Here is an 18,413-nt window from a genome sequence, read left to right on the forward strand (position 1 = left end):
GCCGGCTCGCTCGGCGGCAGCGTGACGCTGTGGGAGGTGGCGACGCTGCGCCTGCGCCACACGCTGGAAGGGCCGGGACTGCCAGTCTGGTCGGCAGTCTTCGCGCCGGATGGCCGCAGCCTCTGGACCGGCGGCACCGACCGCCGCGTGCGCCGCTGGGATGCCGCGACCGGCCGGCCGATCGGGCCGCTCGGCGGCGAATCGCAGGACCAGCTGCCGGCCGGCGTGGACCCGCATGGCGCCCGCGTCTGGCGCGCCTGCGCCGCCTGCCATTCGCTGACCAGCGAAGGCGGCAACATGGCCGGGCCGCATCTGCACGGCCTGTTCGGCCGCCGCATGGGCAGCGTCGCCGGCTACGAGTATTCGGCGCGCCTGGCGCGCGGCGACATCGTCTGGACGCGCGAGACCGTGGCCGACCTGTTCACCCGCGGCCCGGACGAGGTGACGCCCGGCACCAAGATGCCGGTCCAGCGCGTGGACAACCCCGACGACCTGCGCGCCCTGCTGGACTTCCTGGAGGCGACGACGCGCTGACCCGCGTTCAGCGCTTCTCGATCCGCCCCTCGTAGCGCCCGCGCTCGTCGTAGAGCCGCGTGGTGCCGTGCCGCGTCTCGGCGCGCCCGTCGTAGCGCCCGCGCTCGTCGTAGTCGCGCCGCGTGCCGTCGCGGATCTCCCCGCGGCCCTGGTAGCCGCCGCGCTCGTCGTAGCGCCGCAGCGTGTCGCCGCGCAGCTCCTCCCGGCCGGCGTAGCGGCCGCGGTCGTCATAGAGGCGCGTCGTGCCGCCACTGGTCTCCGCCCGCCCCATGTAGCGCCCGCGCTCGTCGTAGAAGCGCGTGGTGCTGCCCTGCACCTCCGTACGGCCGACATATCGGCCGCGATCGTCGTAGCGGCGCTCGGTCTGCGCCAGGGCGGGCAGGGCGAGCAGGCAGGCGAGGAGGATCGGCAGGATTCGCATGGCGCCCGCGACGCTGCGCGGCGGTTGCGGCAGGCTTACGGCAACATCCTGTAGATCGTGACCTCGCGCAGCGTGCGGTCCTCCAGCTCCAGCGAGGTCTGCACGGCATGGCGCGCGATGGGATCGAGCCCCCGCCCCGGCAGGTAGGCGCGGCCGGGATCCGCCACCCACACCTCGCACCGCGCCGCCATGGCGCGCAGCCAGGGCAGGATATGCGCGGTCATCGGCGCCTCGTAGCAGACGTCGCCGGCCAGGATGACGTCCCAGCGGCACGCCGCACCGACCACGTCGCCTTCCGGCGTCGCCACCGCCACGCCGTTCAGCGCCGCGTTCAGCCGCACCGCGGCCAGCGCCAGGGGGTCGATCTCCGCCGCCTCCACCTGCGCCGCGCCGGCCATCGCGGCCGCGATGGCGGCAATGCCGCAGCCCGCGGCGAAGTCCAGCACGCGCTTCCCCGCCACGCGCCGCGGCTCGTCCAGCAGCAGCCGCGCGGTGGCCTGGCCGCCGGGCCAGGCGAAGGCCCAGAAGGGCGGCTCGACGTTGCGCTCCTTGAGCCATGCCTCGGTGGCCTGCCAGATCGGCGTGATCTCGCTGGCCAGGTGCAGCGCGACCTCCGGCACCAGCGGCGCGCGCGCGACCGCGGTGTTCACGGCGATGAACTCCTCGGGCGTCACAGCCGGCCGACCAGGAAGGCCAGCGCGACCAGCAGCCCGACCTCGCGGTTCAGCTTGAACAGCCGGAGGCAGCGCGCCGGGTCGTGGATGTCGAGCGTCGCCACCTGCCAGGCCAGCAGCGCCGCCGCCGGCAGCAGCGCCGGCAGGAACAGCCAGTGCAGCCCCGCCAGCACGCCCGACAGGGCCAGCAGCAGCAGCATCGCGCCGTAGCAGGCAAGAAGGAAGGGCCGCGTGGTGTCGGCGAATCGCCGCGCCGTGGAGCGGATGCCGACCAGCGCGTCGTCCTCCCGGTCCTGGTGCGCGTAGATCGTGTCGTAGCCCAGGATCCAGCAGAACCCCGCCGCCCACAGCGCCAGCGCCGCCGCATCCAGCGTGCCGGTCGCCGCCGCCCAGCCGGTCGGCGCCGCCCAGCTGAACACGAAGCCCAGCACCGCCTGCGGCCAGTCCGTGACGCGCTTCGCCAGCGGATAGAGCGCGATCGGCACCAGCGAGACCAGCCCGACCAGGATCGCCCCCCAGGAGAGCTGGAACAGCACCGCCGCCCCCACCAGGCACAGCCCCGCCAGGAACCACAGCGCCTGCATCGGCGTGACCGCGCCGGAGGCCAGCGGCCGCCCCCGCGTGCGCTCCACCTGCCGGTCGAGGTCGCGGTCCCACAGATCGTTTACCACGCAGCCCGCCCCGCGCATGGCAAAGGCGCCCACCAGGAACAGCAGGGTCAGGCGGATCCCCTCGGCCCAGGACGGCGCGGCGGCGGCGAAGGCCCAGAAGCCCGGCAGCACCAGCAGCCAGGCGCCGATCGGTCGGTCGAAGCGCGCCAGCAGGGCAAAGGGCCGCCAGCCCGCCGGCAGCCGCGCGACCCAGCCCTGCGCCCGGATATCGGTATAGCCCGTCATGCGGCATACCTGTCCGCGGAGCCGCCGCATGTCCATCCCACGCCTCTACCTGGACGAGCCGCTGGCCGAGGGCGCCGAGCCGGAGGCCGCGCCGGGCCAGGCGCATCACCTCGGCACCGTGCTGCGCCGCGGCGCGGGCGACCGGGTGCGCGTGTTCAACGCCGGGGATGGCGAGTTCGCCGCCACCATCGCGCATCTGCGCAAGGACCGCGCCCGCTTCGCGCTCGGCGCGCGGCTGCGCGCCCCGGCGGCGGAGCCCGACATCCGCCTGCTGGTCGCCGCGCTGAAGCGCGACGCGATGGACTGGCTGGTGGAGAAGGCGACGGAACTCGGCGCCACGCGCATCCAGCCCGTGCTGACCCGCCGCACCGTGGCGGAACGCGCCAATGCGCAGCGCCTGTCCGCCATCGCGCGCGGCGCGGCGGAACAATGCGAGCGCCTCTCCGTGCCGCGCGTCTTCGACGCGACGCCCCTGCACCGCGTGCTGGACGCCTGGGACGGCACCAGGCTGGTGGTCGCGATGGAGCGCAGCGCCGCGCCGCCGGTGCGGGCCGCCGTCACGGGCCTGTCGGCGCCCCTGGCCCTGCTGGTCGGGCCCGAGGGCGGGTTCGAAGGGGCGGAACTTGACGATCTCCGCCGGCGTGCCTTTGTTGTGCCGGCCGCGCTGGGCCCCCGCATCCTGCGGGCGGAGACAGCCGCGGTGGCCGGGCTGGCCGCGCTTCAGGCGCTGGCCGGGGACTGGGCCTGATCGCCCGGGCCCACCCGCGACGCCAGGAAGAGAACGCGCTGCATGTCGAATCCCGGCGAGGCCGACCTCACGCCGATCACCTCGCACCGCCAGTTGGCGGAGTGGTTCGCCGCCGGGTCGAAGCCGCGTGATGCCTGGCGGATCGGGACCGAGCACGAGAAGTTCGGATTCCGCCGTGCCGACCTCGCGCCCCCGCCCTACGAGCCTGACGGTATCCGCGCCATGCTGGAAGGCATCGCGGCGAAGGGCTGGGAGCCGATCCTCGATGACAACAGGCCTATCGGCCTGAAGCGTGGCACCGCCTCCGTCAGCCTGGAGCCCGGCGGCCAGTTCGAGCTGTCCGGCGCGCCGATGGCAGACCTGCACGAGACGCGCGTGGAGCTCGCGGCGCATCTGCGCGAGGTGCACGAGGTGGCCGGGCCGCTCGGCCTGGGCTTCGCGCCGCTCGGCTTCCACCCGCTCGCCACGCGCGAGGACATGCCCTGGATGCCCAAGGGCCGCTATGCGATCATGCGGAACTACATGCCGCGCGTCGGCGGCATGGGGCTCGACATGATGCTCCGCACCTGCACGGTGCAGGTGAACCTCGACTTCGGCGACGAGGCCGACATGGTGGAGAAGCTGCGCGTCTCCCTCGCGCTGCAGCCGCTGGCCACCGCGCTCTTCGCCAATTCCCCCTTCCTGGAGGGCAGGCCGAGCGGATACCTCTCGCTGCGCGGCCGCGTCTGGACGGACACCGACCCCGACCGCACCGGCATCCCCGCCGTCGCCTTCGAGGACGGCTTCGGCTTCGAGCGCTTCGCGCAGTTCGTGCTCGACGTGCCGATGTATTTCATCATGCGCGAGGGCAGGTGGATCGACGCCGCCGGCGTGCCCTTCCGCGCCTTCCTGGACGGCAAGGCCGACAAGCTGGCCGGCCATGCGCCGACCATGGGCGACTTCGCCGACCATGTGACGACGGTGTTCACCGATGTCCGGCTGAAGCGCTTCCTGGAGATGCGCGGCGCCGATGCGGGCAGCGTGCCGATGCTGATGGCCAAGCCGGCCTTCTGGACCGGCCTGCTGTACGACGATGCAGCCCAGAAGGCCGCCGCCGCGCTGATCCGCGGCTGGACCGTGGACGAGATGCGCGCGCTGCGCACGCAGGTGCCGAAGCAGGCGCTGAAGGCGACGATCCGCGGCCGGTCTCTGCAGGACATCGCGCGCGACGCGCTGGCCATCGCCCGCGACGGGCTGCGCGCCCGCGGCCTGGGCGAGGAGGTGTACCTGGCCCCGCTGGAAGAGATCGCGGCGAGCGGGCTCACCCAGGCCGAGCGCTGGCTGCAGCGCCACGAGCGCGCCTGGGGTGGCGACGTCGCGCGCATCTTCGCCGAAGCGGAGGCCTGACCGGCACGCCACCCCAGGGCTCCGCTTGCCCGCCCGCCGGGCCGATGCGTAGCATCGCACGGCAAGGGAGGAATGCGGCATGCGGGTCGTCGCCGGGCAGTTCCGGGAACTCACCCAGGCCGACCTCGCCTTCGCCCGCCAGATCGGCTGCAGCAGCGTGACGGTGAACAAGCCGGACCTCGACAGCCCGGCCTGGATCGACTTCCTGAACAAGCAGTTCACCGCGGCCGCCGGGCCCCGCCCGCCGACGCGCCGCTGGTCCGCGCTCGACCTGGTGCAGATGCGCGCGGCGGTGGAGGCGCACGGCCTCGCGCTGGACTGCATCGAGGGCGTGCCGCGCAACCTGCTCGACAAGGCCATGCTCGGCCTGCCCGGCGCCGAAGAGCAGGTGGAGGATTTCAAGGCCACGCTCCGCGCCATGGGCCAGGCCGGCATCCCCGTGCTGGGCTACAACTGGATCCCGGACGGCGTCTGGCGCACGGCCAAGGCCGCGCATGGCCGCGGCGGCGCGCTGGTGACGGCGTACGACGACGCGCTCGGCCAGCGCGTCGCCACCGGCACCCTGCCGCCGCGCAGCGAAGCGCAGATGTGGGCGAACTGGGAACGCTTCATCACGGCCGTGCTGCCCGTGGCGCAGGACGCAGGCGTGAAGCTCTCGCTGCACCCGGACGACCCGCCCGTGCCCGTGCTTGACGGCGTCGCCCGCATCTTCCGCGACGAGGCGAGCTTCGCCCGCGCCATGGCCTTCGCCGACAGCCCGATGCACGGCATCGCCTTCTGCACCGGCACCTTCGCGGAATCCGGCGCGGCCGCGATGATGGCCGCGCTGCGCCGTTTCGCCCGCGCCGGGCGCATCCACTACGTCCATCTGCGCAGCGTCGCCGGGGCGTTGCCGCGCTTCGCGGAAGCCTTCATCGACGAGGGCAGCGTCGATCCCGTCGCCGTGCTGCGGGAGCTGCTGGAAGCCGGCTTCGACGGCTTCGTCATCGACGACCACGTGCCGCATGTCGTGGAAGACACGGTCTGGGGCCACCGCAGCCGCGCCTACGCCACCGGCTACATCGCCGGGATCCTGCGCGCGCTGCGCACGCAAGGGGGAAGCACGCCATGACCGCCGCCATCCGTGCCACGCGCCGCACGACGCTCGCGCTGCCCGCCGTGCTGCTCGTCCGCGGCGCCGCGGCGCAGGGCGGCGATCGGCCGCTGCGGATCGTCATCCCCTTCCCGCCCGGGGGCACCTCCGACCTCGTCGCGCGCATCGTCCAGCCGGACCTGCAGCGCCTGCTCGGCCAGACGGTGGTGGTGGACAACCGCGGCGGCGCCGCCGGCAACCTTGGCGCCGACAACGTCGCGAAAAGCGCCCCGGACGGCACGACGCTGCTGCTGACCGACCCGGGCATCCTGACCACCAGCCCGAGCCTCTTCGCCCGCCTGCCCTACAACCCGGCGACGGACCTCGATCCCGTCACCATGCTCATCTACGCGCCCTACATCCTGGCGGTGCATCCCTCCGTCCCCGCGCAGAACGCGGCGGAGCTCGCCGCCTTCGTCCGCGCCAATCCAGGCCGCATCAACTTCGCCCATTCCGGCGTCGGCGCGCTGAACCACCTGACCGCGCTGGTCGTGGTGCAGCACTGGGGCGGCGAGGTGACGGAGGTGTTCTATCGCGGCGGGATGCTGGGCATCCAGGCGGCGGTGGCGAACGAGAGCCAGATGGTGGTGAACGGCGCCACCGCGACACTGCCCTTCGTGAAGGACGGAAGGCTGCGCGCCATCGCCGTGACCGGCCCGCGCCGCCTGGCCGACCTGCCCGACGTGCCGACCTTCGCCGAGCTCGGCTGGCCGGCCGCGGAGGCAGGCATCTGGCAGGGCCTGCTCGCGCCGGCGCGCACGCCGCCCGCCACGATCGACCGCCACCACCGCGCCTTCGCCGCCGCGCTCGACCTGCCCGCCACGCGCGAACGCCTGGCCACCCTCGGCGCCGAGGTCCGCACCGAAGGCCCGGACAGCTTCCGCCGCTGGCTGGCGGCGGAGACCGAAGCCTGGGGCGCGGTGATCCGCGCGCGGGGAATCCGGCTGGACTAGCTCACCGGCTCCGGCTGGCGCGCGTTCGGGAAGAACAGCTGCTCGCCGTTGATCCGGAAGGACGCGATCGCCTCCTGCCCGGCGGGCGAGAGGAGCCAGTCGATGAAGCGCTGGCCGGAAGCGGCCTGCACATGCGGATGCCGCTGCGGGTTCACCAGCATCACGCCGTATTGGTTGAACAGCCGCGCATCGCCCTCGACCAGGATGCGCAGGTCCTGCCGGTTGCGGAAGGCCAGCCAGGTGCCGCGGTCGGCCAGGAGATAGGCGCCCTGCGCTGCCGCGGTGTTCAGCGCCGGGCCCATGCCCTGGCCGACCTCCCGGTACCAGGCACCGCGGCCCTGCACGGGGTCCAGCCCCGCCATCTGCCACAGCCGAAGCTCCGCCGCATGCGTCCCGCTGCGGTCGCCGCGGCTGACGAAGGGCGCGCGCGCCTGTGCGATGCGGCGCAGCGCCTCCGCCGTGTCGCGCAGGCCGGCGATACCCGCCGGGTCGCTCGCCGGCCCGATGATCACGAAGTCGTTGAACATGACGTGCCGCCGCGGGCCGCCGAAGCCCTCAGCAACGAAGCGCTCCTCCGCCGCGCGGTCGTGCACGAAGACCACGTCGGCATCGCCACGCCGCCCGACATCCAGCGCCTGTCCCGTCCCCAGCGCCACCACCCGGACCGCGATCCCGGTCTCGCGCGTGAAGATCGGCAGGAGATGGCCGAAGAGGCCGGACTGCTCGGTGCTGGTGGTGGAGGCGATGGTGATCGGCCGCCCGCCCGTCTGCGCACCGACCGGCGCGGCGAGAAGGGCCAGCAAGGCGGCAAGCACGGCGCGGCGGATCATGTCATGTCCCGGTCTTCGTGGCGCACCCGCCACATGGCCCGCGGCCCGCGCTGGGTCAAACCGGGGGCGTAGCGGCATCTGCCTGCTTCTGCCAGGCATTGCCGCACGCTGCTGCGGAACCTGTCGTGCAGCGCCGTGTTGCCCTCCCACACCGGGAGGAACCGCATGCGCGCGCTGGTCTGGCACGGGAAGGAAGACATACGCTGCGAGAGCGTGCCCGATCCCCGCATCGAGCACCCGCGCGACGCGATCATCCGCGTCAGCTCCTGCGCGATCTGCGGATCCGACCTGCACCTCTACGACAACATGATCCCCGCCATGCAGTCCGGCGACGTCATGGGCCATGAATGCATGGGCGAGGTGGTCGAGGTCGGCAGCGACATGCGCGGCAAGCTGAAGGTCGGCGACCGCGTCGTCGTCCCCTTCACCATCACCTGCGGCGAGTGCTGGCAGTGCCGGCGCGGCAACTTCTCGCTGTGCGAGACCACCAACCGCAACGCCGCCATGCAGGAGAAGGTGTTCGGCCGCGTCGGCGCCGGCCTGTTCGGCTACACGCATCTGACCGGCGGCTATCCCGGCGGACAGGCGGAATATCTCCGCGTGCCCTGCGCCGACGAGACGCACATCAAGGTGCCGTCCACCCTGACGGACGAGCAGGTGCTGTTCCTCTCGGACATCCTGCCCACCGGCTGGCAGGGCGCCGTGCAATGCGACATCCAGCCGACCGACACGGTGGCCATCTGGGGCGCCGGCCCGGTCGGGCTGATGTGCGTGATCTCCGCCGTGCTGCTCGGCGCGAAGCAGGTGATCGTCATCGACCGCGTGCCGGAGCGGCTGGCGATGGCGAAGGCGAACGGCGCGATCACCATCAACTTCGACGAAGAGAGCGTGATGGAGCGCATCGACCAGCTCACCGACCGCAAGGGCCCGGAGAAGTGCATCGACGCCGTCGGAATGGAGGCGCACGCCACCGCCACGCTCGACAGTGTCTACGACCGGGTGAAGCAGGCGGTGATGCTCTCCTCCGACCGCGCGCATGTGCTGCGGGAGATGGTCTACCTGGCGCGCCCGGGCGGCGTGCTGTCCGTGCCCGGCGTCTATGGCGGGCTGGTGGACAAGTTCCCGATGGGCCTGGTGATGAACAAGGGCCTGACCATCCGCACCGGCCAGACCCATGTGCGCCGCTGGACCGACGACCTGCTGCGCCGGATCGAGGAAGGCCAGATCGACCCGTCCTTCGTCATCACCCACACGGTCCCGCTGGAGCAGGGCCCCGCGATGTACAAGACCTTCCGCGACAAGCAGGATGGCTGCGTCAAGGTGGTGCTGAAGCCATGAGCGCCGCGACGCATCGACAGGGCTCGGCGGGCCGCATGGCCGGCGGGCTCGGCTGGTTCTCCATCGGGCTCGGCCTGTTCGAACTGGCCGCGGCGCGTCCGCTGGCGCGCGGCCTCGGCCTGCGCGGGCAGGAGAACCTGATCCGCGCCTATGGCCTGCGGGAGATCGCGACGGGCGTCGGCATCCTGGTTTCGCGCGACCGCCGGCCCTGGATCATGGGCCGCGTGGCCGGCGATGCGCTGGATGCGGTGACGCTGCTGGCCGGCGCGCCGCGCGCCAGCGCCTTCGGCCTTGCCACCGCGCTCGCCTCGGTGGCGAGCGTGACGCTGTTCGACCTGGTCTGCGCCGAGGCGCTGCGCACCGAGGAAGGCGACCGCATCGCCAGCCGGAACGCCGCCCGCGCCTATGCCGGCCGCAGTGCCTTCCCGCGCGGCACACAGGCGACGCGTGGCGCCGCACGGGACTTCGAGCCGCCGCGCGACTTCCGCGTCCCCGACCCGCTCCGCCCCTGGAGCGCCGCGTGAGCTAGATCCGCTTCGCCGCCATCACCGCCGCGGCGCTGCCGCTGCCGACCACCCACCCCCAGGCGCGCAGCAGCCAACCCGTGCCGCCGCCGTGCAGCTCCCGCGCCTCGTCGCGGTGGTCGATCTCCTCCTGCTGGCAATGCGCCAGCAGGGCGCGGATCTCCGGGTGGATGCCCTCGGCGTCCAGCCGGTCCAGCTGCTGCTGGTAGTGGTGGTCCACGAAGGTCTCCACCGCGTCGATCGTGACATGCACCGCGCGCGGCCCGAACAGCGCCGGCAGCGCGCCCGTCAGGAACCCCGCCACCTTCCAGATCGGCAGCAGCTTCGACCGCTGCGCCGGCGGCAGCAGCTGTTCCAGCAGGTCCAGGTGCCCCTGTTCCGTCGCGCCGTGCCGCGCGGCGAAGTCGCGCACGCCGGGGTCGCGGCAGACGGCGAGGATCCCGCGATAGATCATCACCGCCCCCGTCTCGCCGGCGTGGTCGCTGCGCAGTTCCCGCACCAGCCAGTCCGGGATCGGCGGCAGGGAGGCGAGCGGCGGGGCGATCAGGGGCTTGCGGTCATGCGTCATGGCGCCGCCCATGTGGCGCGGCGCCGCCATGCCGCAACCCCCGCTACAGCAGCTCGAACTCCGAGGTCAGGCGGAAGCCGTTGGTCGGAGAGGTGTTGGCCGGCCCGGCCCCGGTCCCGACCGCCAGCAGTCGCAGGATGTCCGTGCTGTCCACCGTCGCATTGTGGTCGCGGTCCTCGAAGTAGTAGACGCCGAAGCGCGTGTTCGACGCGCCAGTGATCACCAGGATGATCTTCTCGAACTGCAACGGATCGTTGTTGGTGAGCCGCGCCCCGACCGCGGTGCGCACCGCGGCGAGCGAGCCGAAGTCGTCGGCGGCGATGCTCACGCCCTGCAGCCGCGCCGCCGAGTAATTCAGGCTGATGTTGTCCCCGGCGCCCAAAAACCAGGTGGTCTCCTCCGGCAGGCCGAAGCCGAAGCGGTCCACCATGATGAAGTTGCCCTCGAACTCCGTGCCGCTCACGCTGTCCGCGCCGGCGATGTTCTGCGTCGTGTTGATGTCGGCCGTCCCGTCCGACACCGCCCGCAGCAGCGCGATGTCCCGCGTGGTGGCGGAGGTGCCGAGGAAGATGCGGTCGCCGCCCACCCCGCCGATATGCACGTCGTCGCCGCCATTGCCGACCAACGTGTCCGCGCCACTGCCGCCGAACAGCGTGTCGTTACCGGTGCCGCCATCCAGCCGGAAGGTGCTGGCGATGGCGCGGCCATCCACCGCCATGCTGCCGCCACCTCCGACATTGACGTTGACGCTCGCCTGGCCGCTCTGGCTGATCAGAGTGCTCGGCAGCCGCACAGCAGACGTCCCGGCGCTTATCAGGTTGAAGACGTCGAAGCCGGAGACGCCGGCGAAGACGCCCTGCGCCAGCGTACGCCCGTCCGCCACCCCGACAAACAGTGTGTCGAAGGCGGTTGCGGTGGTGGCGGTGACGATGTCGAGCCCGGACAGCTCGCCCTCACCGAAGGTTACGCGATTGATGCCGCCGCCGACCTGGATCTCGTCCACCCCCCGCCCGGCCACGACTGTGTCATTTCCCGCGCCGCCGAACAGCGTGTCATTGCCGTCGCCCAGCTCGACATAGACGCGCCGGTTGGAGGCAAAGGCGCTGACGTCAACGAAGTCGTCCCCGTCGCCGCCGCGGATGGTGGACATGGTGAAGCCCAGCCCATCGGCGAAGGCGCCCGGCAGCGTCACCGCCTGTCCGCCATCGGCCAGCTCGATGATCTCGATGCCCGAGAGCCCCGCGAAGGCGGTCGGCCCCAGCGCCTCGTCGCCCAGCAGCCGCAGCGTGTCGGTGCCGGTCTCGCCGTCCAGCGTATCCGCGGCATTCAGATCCGCCGAGCGCATCAGGAACAGGTCGTTGCCCGGCCCGCCGAAGACGCGGTCGTTGCCGGCGCCGGCGGTCAGCGTATCGGCGCCACGCCCCGCGACCAGCGTATCCGCCCCATCGCCGCCATCGAACAGGAAGGCCATCGGCGCGGTCAGCCGCGCCACCTGCGAGCCGTCCAGCCGGTCGTTGCCGGCACCGCCGAAGACGGTCACCACATCGGTGTCGGCGCTGTCGCCGATCGCGTTGGTTGGCAGGAACACGTCGTTGCCGGAGCCGAGCAGGAAGCGCTCGATCCCCTGGATGCGTCCGGCGAGCGCGCCGCTGATGCTGACTCCCACGAAGGAGAGTGTGAGGGTGAGGAAGAGGTCCAGGACCTGGAGCGTGTCCTCCGTGCCGCTCTCGTCGGCGATCAGGTCCGAGGAGGTGATGTCGCCCGCCAGCACCTGGTAGAGGTCGTTGCCCGCGCCGCCATCGGCACGGTCCACGCCGGTCCCGAGGTCCAGCGTGTCCGCGCCGGCGCCGCCCAGCAGCGTGTCGTTGCCGGCGCCGCCGATCAGCCAGTCATTGCCGGTCGCGCCGTCCAGCCGGTCGTCGCCCTCCCCGCCATCCAGCACATCGTTGCCTGCCAGGCCCCGCAGGATGTCGAGGCCGCTGCCGCCGAGCAGCGTGTCGCCGAAGGCACCGCCGGTCAGCCGGTCGTTGCCCGCCTCGCCCTGCAGCACCAGCGCGACGGTGGCATGGGTGCCGTTCAGCGTGTCGTCGCCCGAGGTGCCGACCACCGTCAGCACGCCGCTGCTGGTCGCCAGCCCCGCGCCGACATTCACCGCGATCGGCACCGCGCTGCCCGCCGCGGCCTGGATGCGCTCGATGCCCTTGAGGTTGCTGGACATGGATTGCGAGACCACGCCGCCGCCGGTCAGCACCAGCACGTCGTCGTTGCCGGCGCCGCCGTCCAGCCGGTCATTGGCATCGAAATCGGCGATCGCGATCTCGATGGTGTCGGCACCCGCGCCGCCTTCCATGGTGTCGGCGCCCGCGCCCGGGCGCAGCAGGTCGTTGCCGCCACCGCCCTGCAGCAGGTCGTTGCCGCCCGCGCCCTCCAGCACCAGCGGCGTCGCCAGCACCGCCCCGCCGTACACCGTGTCGCCGCCCACGCCGCCGAGAACGCGGAAATCCGGCTGGTCCGTGCTGGCCACCATCGCGTTGTCCAGCGTGATGAAGGCGCCGCCGGCGGTGATGATCAGGATGCGCTCCAGCCCGCGCGTATTGGCGAAATCCGCCGCCGCCAGCGTCACCGGCAGGCCGGAATTGATGCGCAGCATGTCGATGAACGAACCGCCGCCGCCCTGGATGGTGTCGGTGCCGACAAGGTGGCCGGGCGCGCTGAGGACGAAGACGTCCGTCTCGGTGGCGGCCCCCAGCAGGCTGTCCGCCGCCGAAGCGGTGAGCGCGTAGAACGCCATGTGTCGCTTGGTCCCTGTTCCGTCCCGGCCTTGCCGCCTACCCTGCCGGCCTCAACCAGTCCGCGCAACGTTCCGCCCACGCGAAGCGAAAAGTTGACCAGAATTGGAGCGAACCGAAGGCATGCGCTTCCCGGCATGAGCGAACCATCCGGCCTGATCACCACGCTGGCGCGCACCGGCGCGCCGCGCATCGCGTCCTTCATCGTCACCGTCTGGGGCGACGCGGTGGCGCCGCGCGGCGGCTCGCTCTGGCTCGGCTCGCTGCAGGCGATCCTGGACCGCTTCGGCTGCTCGCCGGGCCAGGTGCGCACCGCCATGTCGCGCCTGACGGAGGAAGGCTGGCTGGCGCGCAACCGCGTCGGCCGCAACTCCTTCTATCGCCTCGGCCCGCGCGGGGAGCAGGTGTTCGGCGCCGCCGCGACGAGGATCTATGCCGCCCGCCCGCCGGACTGGGACGGCGCCTTCCGCCTGGTGCTGCTGGCCGATGCGGCCACGCGGGAGGCGCTGGAGGCGAGCGGCTTCGGCACGCTGCCCGGCGGCACGATGCTCGGCATCGCGGGCGATCCCGAGCGCCTGCCGAGGTCGGCGCCGATGCTGCACGCCACACCGCGCAGCATGGCGGAGGCGCAGCTGCTCGCCGCGCGCGCCTGGCCGCTGGAGACCCTGGCCGAGGGCTATGGCCGCTTCCTCGATGCCTTCGCTCCGCTGCGCGACGCCAGGGTGCCGCCTGCGGATGCGCTGCCCTTGCGGCTGCTGCTGGTCCATGAATGGCGGCGCCTGGTGCTGCGCGATCCGCTGCTGCCCGCCGAGCTGCTGCCCGCGGCTTGGCCGGGCACGCCGGCCCGCGTCCTGGCGGCCGAACTCTATCACCGCCTGGCACCGGATGCCGAAGCCTGGCTGGACGCCGAGGGCCGCAACGAGGATGGCGTGCTGCCGCCGGCGCTCGCGCCCTTGCGATTCGCGGCGGGGTAACGCGTTACGTTTTTCCCTTGTCGTTGCGAATGTCTGTGACATATCCTGCCGGGACCAGCGCGGGAGGAAGCGCGGCCTCATGTACACCCAGGCCCTGAACCAGAAGGACGATGCCGTGCCCCCGGGCCCGGCCGTCGCCGAGGATCCGGAACGCCTCGCCCGCTTCGAGGCGCGGGTCGCCGCCGAGGACAAGGTCGAGCCGAACGATTGGATGCCGGCGGCCTATCGCCGAACCCTGACGCGGCAGATCAGCCAGCACGCGCATTCCGAGATCGTCGGCATGCTGCCCGAAGGCAACTGGATCACCCGCGCCCCCAGCCTGCGCCGCAAGGCCGCGCTGCTGGCCAAGGTGCAGGACGAGGGCGGGCACGGCCTGTATCTCTACGCCGCCGCCGAGACCCTCGGCACGAGCCGCGAGGAACTGGTCGAGCAGCTGCTGTCGGGCAAGGCGAAGTACAGCAGCATCTTCAACTACCCCACCCTGACCTGGGCCGATATCGGCGCGATCGGCTGGCTGGTGGACGGCGCGGCCATCATGAACCAGATCCCGCTCTGCCGGACCTCCTACGGGCCGTACGCCCGCGCGATGATCCGCATCTGCAAGGAGGAAAGCTTCCACCAGCGCCAGGGCTACGAGATCATGCTCACGCTCTGCCGCGGCACGCCGCAGCAGAAGGCGATGGCACAGGATGCGCTGGACCGCTGGTGGTGGCCGTCGCTGATGATGTTCGGCCCGCCGGACGCGGTCAGCGCCCACACCGACCAGTCCATGCGCTGGAAGATCAAGCGCTTCACCAACGACGCGCTGCGCCAGCAGTTCGTGGATGCGACGGTGCCGCAGGGCCACTACCTCGGCCTGACCTTCCCCGACCCGAAGCTGCGCTTCAACGAGGCGACGCGGCACTGGGAATTCGGCGAGATCGACTGGGAGGAGTTCCGCCAGGTGCTGGCCGGCAACGGCCCCTGCAACCGGGACCGCATGGAGGCGCGGCGCCGCGCGCATGACGAAGGTGCCTGGGTGCGCGAGGCCGCGCTGGCCCATGCCGCCAAGCGCAAGGCGCGCCGGGCCGCTGCCCAGAAGCTCGCCGCGGAGTGACGCGCATGCCCGAAGCGAACATGCCGATCTGGGAGGTCTTCATCCGCGCCCGCGCCGGCCTGGCGCATCGCCATGCCGGCAGCGTGCATGCGCCGGATGCCGAGATGGCGCTGCAGGCCGCGCGCGACACCTACACGCGTCGCGGCGAGGGCCTCTCCATCTGGGTGGTCCCCTCCGCCGCCATCACGGCCAGCGACCCCGCCGACAAGGACAGCCTGTTCGAGCCGACGGCCGACAAGATCTACCGCCACCCGACCTTCTACGAGGTGCCGGACGAAGTCGGGCACATGTGACGATGACCACCATCGCCGTCGCCGAGACCCCGCTCGTCAACGCCATCCTCGCCCGCGCCGACGACGCGCTGGTGCATGCGCACCGCCTGTCCGAATGGTGCGGCCACGCGCCGATGCTCGAGGAGGACCTGGCGCTCGGCAATGTCGCGCTGGACCTGCTCGGCCAGGCGCGCGCGCTCTACCAGCACGCCGCCGCGGTGGACGGCGCCGGCCGCAGCGAGGACGACCTCGCCTATCTCCGCGACGCGCCGCAGTTCCGCAACCTGCTGATGCTGGAACAGCCGAAGGGCGACTTCGCCTTCACCATCGCGCGGCTTTTCCTGCACAGCGCCTTCCTGCTGCCCTGGTGGCAGGCGGCGATGCGCAGCACGGACGCGACGCTGGCCGCCATCGCGGCGAAGGCGGAGAAGGAGGTCGCCTACCACCTGCGCCACGCCGGCGAATGGCTGATCCGCCTCGGCGACGGCACGGAGGAGAGCCATCGCCGCGCCGCCGACGCGCTGGACCGTCTCTGGCGCTTCACCGGCGAGATGTTCGCCGTCCCCGACGGCGAGCGGGACCTGATCGCGCAGGGCATCCTCCCCGATCCTGCCGCGCTCCGCGCCGAATGGGACTCGACCGTCGCGCGCGTGCTGGCCGAGGCGACGCTGGATCGCCCGGCGGATGGCTGGATGCAGATGGGCGGCCGCCGCGGCGTCCACACGGAGCATCTCGGCCACATGCTCGCCGTGATGCAGCACCTCCAGCGCGCCTATCCGGGGGCGACGTGGTAGCGGCCCTCGCCCTCGACCGGGAACGCCTGCGCCAGCACGCGCTGTCCGTCGCCGGCGAGGTCCCCGACCCCGAGATCCCCGTCCTCTCCATCGCCGATCTCGGCGTGCTGCGCGACGCGCGCGTGACGGAGTCGGGCCAGGTCGAGGTGGACATCACGCCGACCTATTCCGGCTGCCCCGCGATGAACATGATCGCGCTGAACATCGAGGCCGCGCTCGCCGAAGCCGGCATCGATGGCCGCGTGAAGCTGGTGCTCTCCCCCGCCTGGACCACCGACTGGATGACGCAGGAAGGGCGCGAGAAGCTGCGCGCCTACGGCATCGCCCCGCCCGCGCCGAAAGCCAGCCGCCGCGGCCTGTTCGGCCTGGACGAGGAGGTCGCCTGCCCGCGCTGCGGCAGCACCGCCACCGAGAAGCTGTCCGAATTCGGCTCCACTGCCTGCAAGTCGCTCTGGCGCTGCACCGCGTGCCGCGAGCCCTTCGACCACTTCAAGTGTCTGTAGCGCCCACCCTTCCATTCGGCCTGTCGTTCCCTCCCCCGCAGGGCGGGGGAGGGCTGGGTGGGGGTGGGTCCGCATTCCCGCGCTGCCCCGTCGCAGCGCCCAGCGGGACGCCATGCCCATGACCGCCGTCACGACCTCCACCCGCTTCCACCCCCTCCGCGTCACGCGCATCGACCGCGAGACGCCGGACGCCATTGCCGTCACCCTCCAGCCGCCGCCGCAGGCCGAAGCGCTGTTCCGCTTCACGCCCGGCCAGTACCTCACCTTCCGCCGCGTCGTGGATGGCGAGGAACAGCGGCGCAGCTACTCCATCTGCGCCGGCCTCGACGAAGGCGCGCTGCGCGTCGGCATCAAGCGCGTGCCGGGCGGCAGCTTCTCGGCCTGGGCGGTGGACAGGCTGCAGCCCGGCGACGTGCTGGACGCCATGCCGCCCGAGGGTCGCTTCGGCCTGATGCCCGATCCCGCCGCGCCGCCGCGCACCATCCTCGGCATCGCCTGCGGCAGCGGCATCACGCCCATCCTCTCCATCGCCACGAGCGTGCTGGCGCGGGAGCCGCACAGCCGCGTCGTGCTGCTCTACGGCAACCGCAGCGCCGCCGACATCATGTTCCGCACCGCGCTGGAGGAGCTGAAGGACCGCCACCTGCACCGCTTCGCCGTGGTGCACGTCCTCTCGCGCGAGAAGCACGAGCTGGAGACCCTGCACGGTCGGTTCGACGCCGCGCGCATCCAGGCCCTGCTGCCCGGCCTGGTGCCGCCCGGCAGCATTGCGGAGGCCTTCCTCTGCGGCCCCGAGGGCCTCGCCGAGTCCGCCACCGCCGCGCTGACGGCGCTCGGCGTGCCGCACGAGCACATCCATGTCGAGCGCTTCACGCCGGCCGGTGGCACCCTCGCGCCGCGGCGCGCGCAGCCACCGGCGCCGGATGCGCAGCCCGCCGCCACCGCGACCATCACGCTGGACGGCGTCACGCGCAGCGTGCCGATGGCGGCCGGCGAGACCGTGCTGGAAGCCGGGCTGCGCGCCGGGCTGGACGTGCCCTGGTCCTGCCGCGGCGGCATGTGCTGCACCTGCCGCGCCAAGGTGACGGAGGGCGCCGTCGCCATGGACACCAACTACTCGCTGCAACCCTGGGAACTGGAAGCCGGCTTCGTGCTGACCTGCCAGAGCCGGCCGGTCGGGACGCAGGTCAGCGTGGACTACGACGCGACCTAAGGCATCGAGGGGCCCGCCCCTCGGGCTCCCTGCCAAGGGCCTGAGGCCCTTGGAACCGCGTTCCCGCAGGCGCGTCCTGCCCGCATGGCGCTCATCGGGTGGCAGGTCTGCCGGGAACACCAGGCCGACCTCACGGGCCGGCAGGCCGAGGACGGCGAACGCTGGAACGGGCCGGGCCGGCTCGTGGCCTACCTCTCCGAACACCCCGCCCTCGCGGTGCTGGAGATGCGCGCGCATCTCGACAAGCCCTACGACGAGATCGTCCACGACCACGTGCTGATGCGCGTCAGCCTGCCCGACGATGTCGAGGAGGTGGCGGCGATGCCGCAGGACCCGCGCGCCCATGGCGATGCCTGGCTGCGCGAAGGCCGCAGCGCGGTGCTGCGCGTGCCCAGCATCGTGGTGCAGGAAGGGCGCAACCTGCTGCTGAACGTCCGCCATCCGCGCGCCGCGGAAGCGCGCCTGCTGGCCTGCACCCCCTTCCGCTTCGACCGGAGGCTGTGGGGCGGCTGACGCCGCCGCCGCCCGGGAGCCGCGTCGCGCCGGGCCTGCCGCAACGCGCCGCCAGGACCTGCTTGACGAATGTTCGTCGTCGAACCATCTTGTTCGATGTCGAACTTGATGGACATCGCCATGACTCTCTCCCGCCGCGTCCTTCTCCGCGCCGCCGGCGCCGCCGGCCTCGCCCTGTCCCCGCTCGGCGCCGCCGGCCAGGCGCTGCGCAACGCCGGGCCCGATCCGCTGGCGCCCTGGGCCGAGGCACCGGCC

At 72.5% G+C, this 18,413-nt stretch carries 20 protein-coding genes; 14 read left to right on the forward strand and 6 right to left on the reverse strand.

What is annotated here, in order from left to right:
- On the forward strand, positions 1-534 hold a 534-nt coding region (locus tag OZN99_RS09695), incomplete at its 5' end, for a c-type cytochrome (protein ID WP_333779727.1).
- Positions 535-541: 7 nt separating this feature from the next.
- Here OZN99_RS09695 and OZN99_RS09700 read toward each other — a convergent pair.
- The 3 genes from OZN99_RS09700 to ubiA are packed head-to-tail and all read right to left on the reverse strand — an operon-like array spanning position 542 to position 2,525.
- Positions 542-955, reverse strand: a complete 414-nt coding sequence (locus OZN99_RS09700; RefSeq protein ID WP_270935009.1) for a type IV secretion protein Rhs — start codon at positions 953-955, stop codon at positions 542-544.
- A 35-nt stretch (positions 956-990) separates the two neighbouring features.
- Positions 991-1,605, reverse strand: coding sequence for a class I SAM-dependent methyltransferase (locus OZN99_RS09705; protein WP_270935010.1), 615 nt, complete (start codon positions 1,603-1,605; stop codon positions 991-993).
- 20 nt (positions 1,606-1,625) lie between these two features.
- Positions 1,626-2,525, reverse strand: a complete 900-nt coding sequence (ubiA, locus tag OZN99_RS09710) for a 4-hydroxybenzoate octaprenyltransferase (protein ID WP_270935011.1) — start codon at positions 2,523-2,525, stop codon at positions 1,626-1,628.
- Positions 2,526-2,553: 28 nt separating this feature from the next.
- Here ubiA and OZN99_RS09715 point away from each other — a divergent pair, with 28 nt between their 5' ends.
- The 4 genes from OZN99_RS09715 to OZN99_RS09730 all read left to right on the forward strand — a co-directional run bounded on the left by OZN99_RS09715 (position 2,554) and on the right by OZN99_RS09730 (position 6,744).
- Positions 2,554-3,273, forward strand: coding sequence for a 16S rRNA (uracil(1498)-N(3))-methyltransferase (locus OZN99_RS09715; protein ID WP_270935012.1), 720 nt, complete (start codon positions 2,554-2,556; stop codon positions 3,271-3,273).
- A gap of 42 nt (positions 3,274-3,315) precedes the next feature.
- Positions 3,316-4,659, forward strand: coding sequence for a glutamate--cysteine ligase (locus OZN99_RS09720; RefSeq protein WP_270935013.1), 1,344 nt, complete (start codon positions 3,316-3,318; stop codon positions 4,657-4,659).
- A 79-nt stretch (positions 4,660-4,738) separates the two neighbouring features.
- Positions 4,739-5,770: a mannonate dehydratase gene (locus OZN99_RS09725; protein WP_270935014.1), complete on the forward strand. Its 1,032-nt coding sequence runs from the start codon at positions 4,739-4,741 to the stop codon at positions 5,768-5,770.
- The gene (locus OZN99_RS09730; protein ID WP_270935015.1) at positions 5,767-6,744 is read left to right on the forward strand and encodes a Bug family tripartite tricarboxylate transporter substrate binding protein; all 978 of its coding nucleotides are present in this window, start codon (positions 5,767-5,769) and stop codon (positions 6,742-6,744) included. Before OZN99_RS09725 ends, OZN99_RS09730 begins: the two co-directional genes overlap by 4 nt.
- Here the strand turns inward: OZN99_RS09730 and OZN99_RS09735 are convergent.
- Positions 6,741-7,574, reverse strand: a complete 834-nt coding sequence (locus tag OZN99_RS09735; RefSeq protein WP_270935016.1) for a substrate-binding domain-containing protein — start codon at positions 7,572-7,574, stop codon at positions 6,741-6,743. The genes OZN99_RS09730 and OZN99_RS09735 overlap by 4 nt on opposite strands.
- Before the next feature lie 165 nt (positions 7,575-7,739).
- On the opposite strand from OZN99_RS09735, the gene OZN99_RS09740 reads away from it, so the two are divergent.
- Together OZN99_RS09740 and OZN99_RS09745 are read left to right on the forward strand one after the other, a co-directional pair.
- On the forward strand, positions 7,740-8,912 hold the full coding sequence (locus OZN99_RS09740; RefSeq protein WP_270935017.1) for a zinc-dependent alcohol dehydrogenase: 1,173 nt from the start codon (positions 7,740-7,742) through the stop codon (positions 8,910-8,912).
- A complete protein-coding gene (locus tag OZN99_RS09745; RefSeq protein WP_270935018.1) occupies positions 8,909-9,436 on the forward strand; it encodes a cyclase dehydrase in 528 nt (175 codons plus the stop codon). The genes OZN99_RS09740 and OZN99_RS09745 overlap by 4 nt, the downstream gene beginning before the upstream one ends.
- 1 nt (position 9,437) lies before the next feature.
- Here OZN99_RS09745 and OZN99_RS09750 read toward each other — a convergent pair whose 3' ends face one another.
- Complete coding sequence (locus OZN99_RS09750; protein WP_270935019.1) at positions 9,438-10,034, reverse strand: demethoxyubiquinone hydroxylase family protein; 597 nt, start codon at positions 10,032-10,034, stop codon at positions 9,438-9,440.
- Between the two features lie 13 nt (positions 10,035-10,047).
- Positions 10,048-12,795 (reverse strand): calcium-binding protein, encoded by a 2,748-nt coding sequence (locus OZN99_RS09755; RefSeq protein WP_270935020.1) that lies wholly within the window; start codon positions 12,793-12,795, stop codon positions 10,048-10,050.
- A 135-nt stretch (positions 12,796-12,930) separates the two neighbouring features.
- On the opposite strand from OZN99_RS09755, the gene OZN99_RS09760 reads away from it, so the two are divergent.
- The 7 genes from OZN99_RS09760 (at position 12,931) to OZN99_RS09790 (ending at position 18,158) form a co-directional block, all read left to right on the forward strand.
- Positions 12,931-13,767 (forward strand): PaaX family transcriptional regulator C-terminal domain-containing protein, encoded by an 837-nt coding sequence (locus OZN99_RS09760; protein ID WP_270935021.1) that lies wholly within the window; start codon positions 12,931-12,933, stop codon positions 13,765-13,767.
- A gap of 79 nt (positions 13,768-13,846) precedes the next feature.
- Entirely contained in the window at positions 13,847-14,863 is a 1,017-nt protein-coding gene (paaA, locus tag OZN99_RS09765) for a 1,2-phenylacetyl-CoA epoxidase subunit PaaA (protein ID WP_270935022.1), read from the forward strand.
- Positions 14,864-14,868: 5 nt separating this feature from the next.
- The gene (paaB, locus tag OZN99_RS09770) at positions 14,869-15,156 is read left to right on the forward strand and encodes a 1,2-phenylacetyl-CoA epoxidase subunit PaaB (protein WP_270935023.1); all 288 of its coding nucleotides are present in this window, start codon (positions 14,869-14,871) and stop codon (positions 15,154-15,156) included.
- Positions 15,157-15,158: 2 nt separating this feature from the next.
- Positions 15,159-15,929, forward strand: a complete 771-nt coding sequence (gene paaC, locus OZN99_RS09775; protein WP_333779728.1) for a 1,2-phenylacetyl-CoA epoxidase subunit PaaC — start codon at positions 15,159-15,161, stop codon at positions 15,927-15,929.
- On the forward strand, positions 15,923-16,432 hold the full coding sequence (gene paaD / locus OZN99_RS09780; RefSeq protein WP_270935025.1) for a 1,2-phenylacetyl-CoA epoxidase subunit PaaD: 510 nt from the start codon (positions 15,923-15,925) through the stop codon (positions 16,430-16,432). Before paaC ends, paaD begins: the two co-directional genes overlap by 7 nt.
- 118 nt (positions 16,433-16,550) lie before the next feature.
- A complete protein-coding gene (locus OZN99_RS09785; protein WP_270935026.1) occupies positions 16,551-17,645 on the forward strand; it encodes a 2Fe-2S iron-sulfur cluster-binding protein in 1,095 nt (364 codons plus the stop codon).
- Between the two features lie 84 nt (positions 17,646-17,729).
- Entirely contained in the window at positions 17,730-18,158 is a 429-nt protein-coding gene (locus OZN99_RS09790; RefSeq protein ID WP_270935027.1) for an RES family NAD+ phosphorylase, read from the forward strand.
- The last annotated feature ends 255 nt before the right edge of the window (positions 18,159-18,413 follow it).

It is taken from the genome of Falsiroseomonas oryzae (assembly GCF_027856955.1).
GTDB lineage: Bacteria > Pseudomonadota > Alphaproteobacteria > Acetobacterales > Acetobacteraceae > Falsiroseomonas > Falsiroseomonas oryzae.

Coding starts and splice junctions, on each gene's coding strand:
- OZN99_RS09700 (WP_270935009.1), bottom strand. CDS start 955: ATGCGAATCCTGCCGATCCTCCTCGCCTGCCTGCTCGCCCTGCCCGCC.
- ubiA (WP_270935011.1), bottom strand. CDS start 2,525: ATGACGGGCTATACCGATATCCGGGCGCAGGGCTGGGTCGCGCGGCTG.
- OZN99_RS09715 (WP_270935012.1), top strand. CDS start 2,554: ATGTCCATCCCACGCCTCTACCTGGACGAGCCGCTGGCCGAGGGCGCC.
- OZN99_RS09720 (WP_270935013.1), top strand. CDS start 3,316: ATGTCGAATCCCGGCGAGGCCGACCTCACGCCGATCACCTCGCACCGC.
- OZN99_RS09725 (WP_270935014.1), top strand. CDS start 4,739: ATGCGGGTCGTCGCCGGGCAGTTCCGGGAACTCACCCAGGCCGACCTC.
- OZN99_RS09730 (WP_270935015.1), top strand. CDS start 5,767: ATGACCGCCGCCATCCGTGCCACGCGCCGCACGACGCTCGCGCTGCCC.
- OZN99_RS09735 (WP_270935016.1), bottom strand. CDS start 7,574: ATGATCCGCCGCGCCGTGCTTGCCGCCTTGCTGGCCCTTCTCGCCGCG.
- OZN99_RS09740 (WP_270935017.1), top strand. CDS start 7,740: ATGCGCGCGCTGGTCTGGCACGGGAAGGAAGACATACGCTGCGAGAGC.
- OZN99_RS09745 (WP_270935018.1), top strand. CDS start 8,909: ATGAGCGCCGCGACGCATCGACAGGGCTCGGCGGGCCGCATGGCCGGC.
- OZN99_RS09750 (WP_270935019.1), bottom strand. CDS start 10,034: ATGGCGGCGCCGCGCCACATGGGCGGCGCCATGACGCATGACCGCAAG.
- OZN99_RS09755 (WP_270935020.1), bottom strand. CDS start 12,795: ATGGCGTTCTACGCGCTCACCGCTTCGGCGGCGGACAGCCTGCTGGGG.
- OZN99_RS09760 (WP_270935021.1), top strand. CDS start 12,931: ATGAGCGAACCATCCGGCCTGATCACCACGCTGGCGCGCACCGGCGCG.
- paaA (WP_270935022.1), top strand. CDS start 13,847: ATGTACACCCAGGCCCTGAACCAGAAGGACGATGCCGTGCCCCCGGGC.
- paaB (WP_270935023.1), top strand. CDS start 14,869: ATGCCCGAAGCGAACATGCCGATCTGGGAGGTCTTCATCCGCGCCCGC.
- paaC (WP_333779728.1), top strand. CDS start 15,159: ATGACCACCATCGCCGTCGCCGAGACCCCGCTCGTCAACGCCATCCTC.
- OZN99_RS09785 (WP_270935026.1), top strand. CDS start 16,551: ATGACCGCCGTCACGACCTCCACCCGCTTCCACCCCCTCCGCGTCACG.
- OZN99_RS09790 (WP_270935027.1), top strand. CDS start 17,730: ATGGCGCTCATCGGGTGGCAGGTCTGCCGGGAACACCAGGCCGACCTC.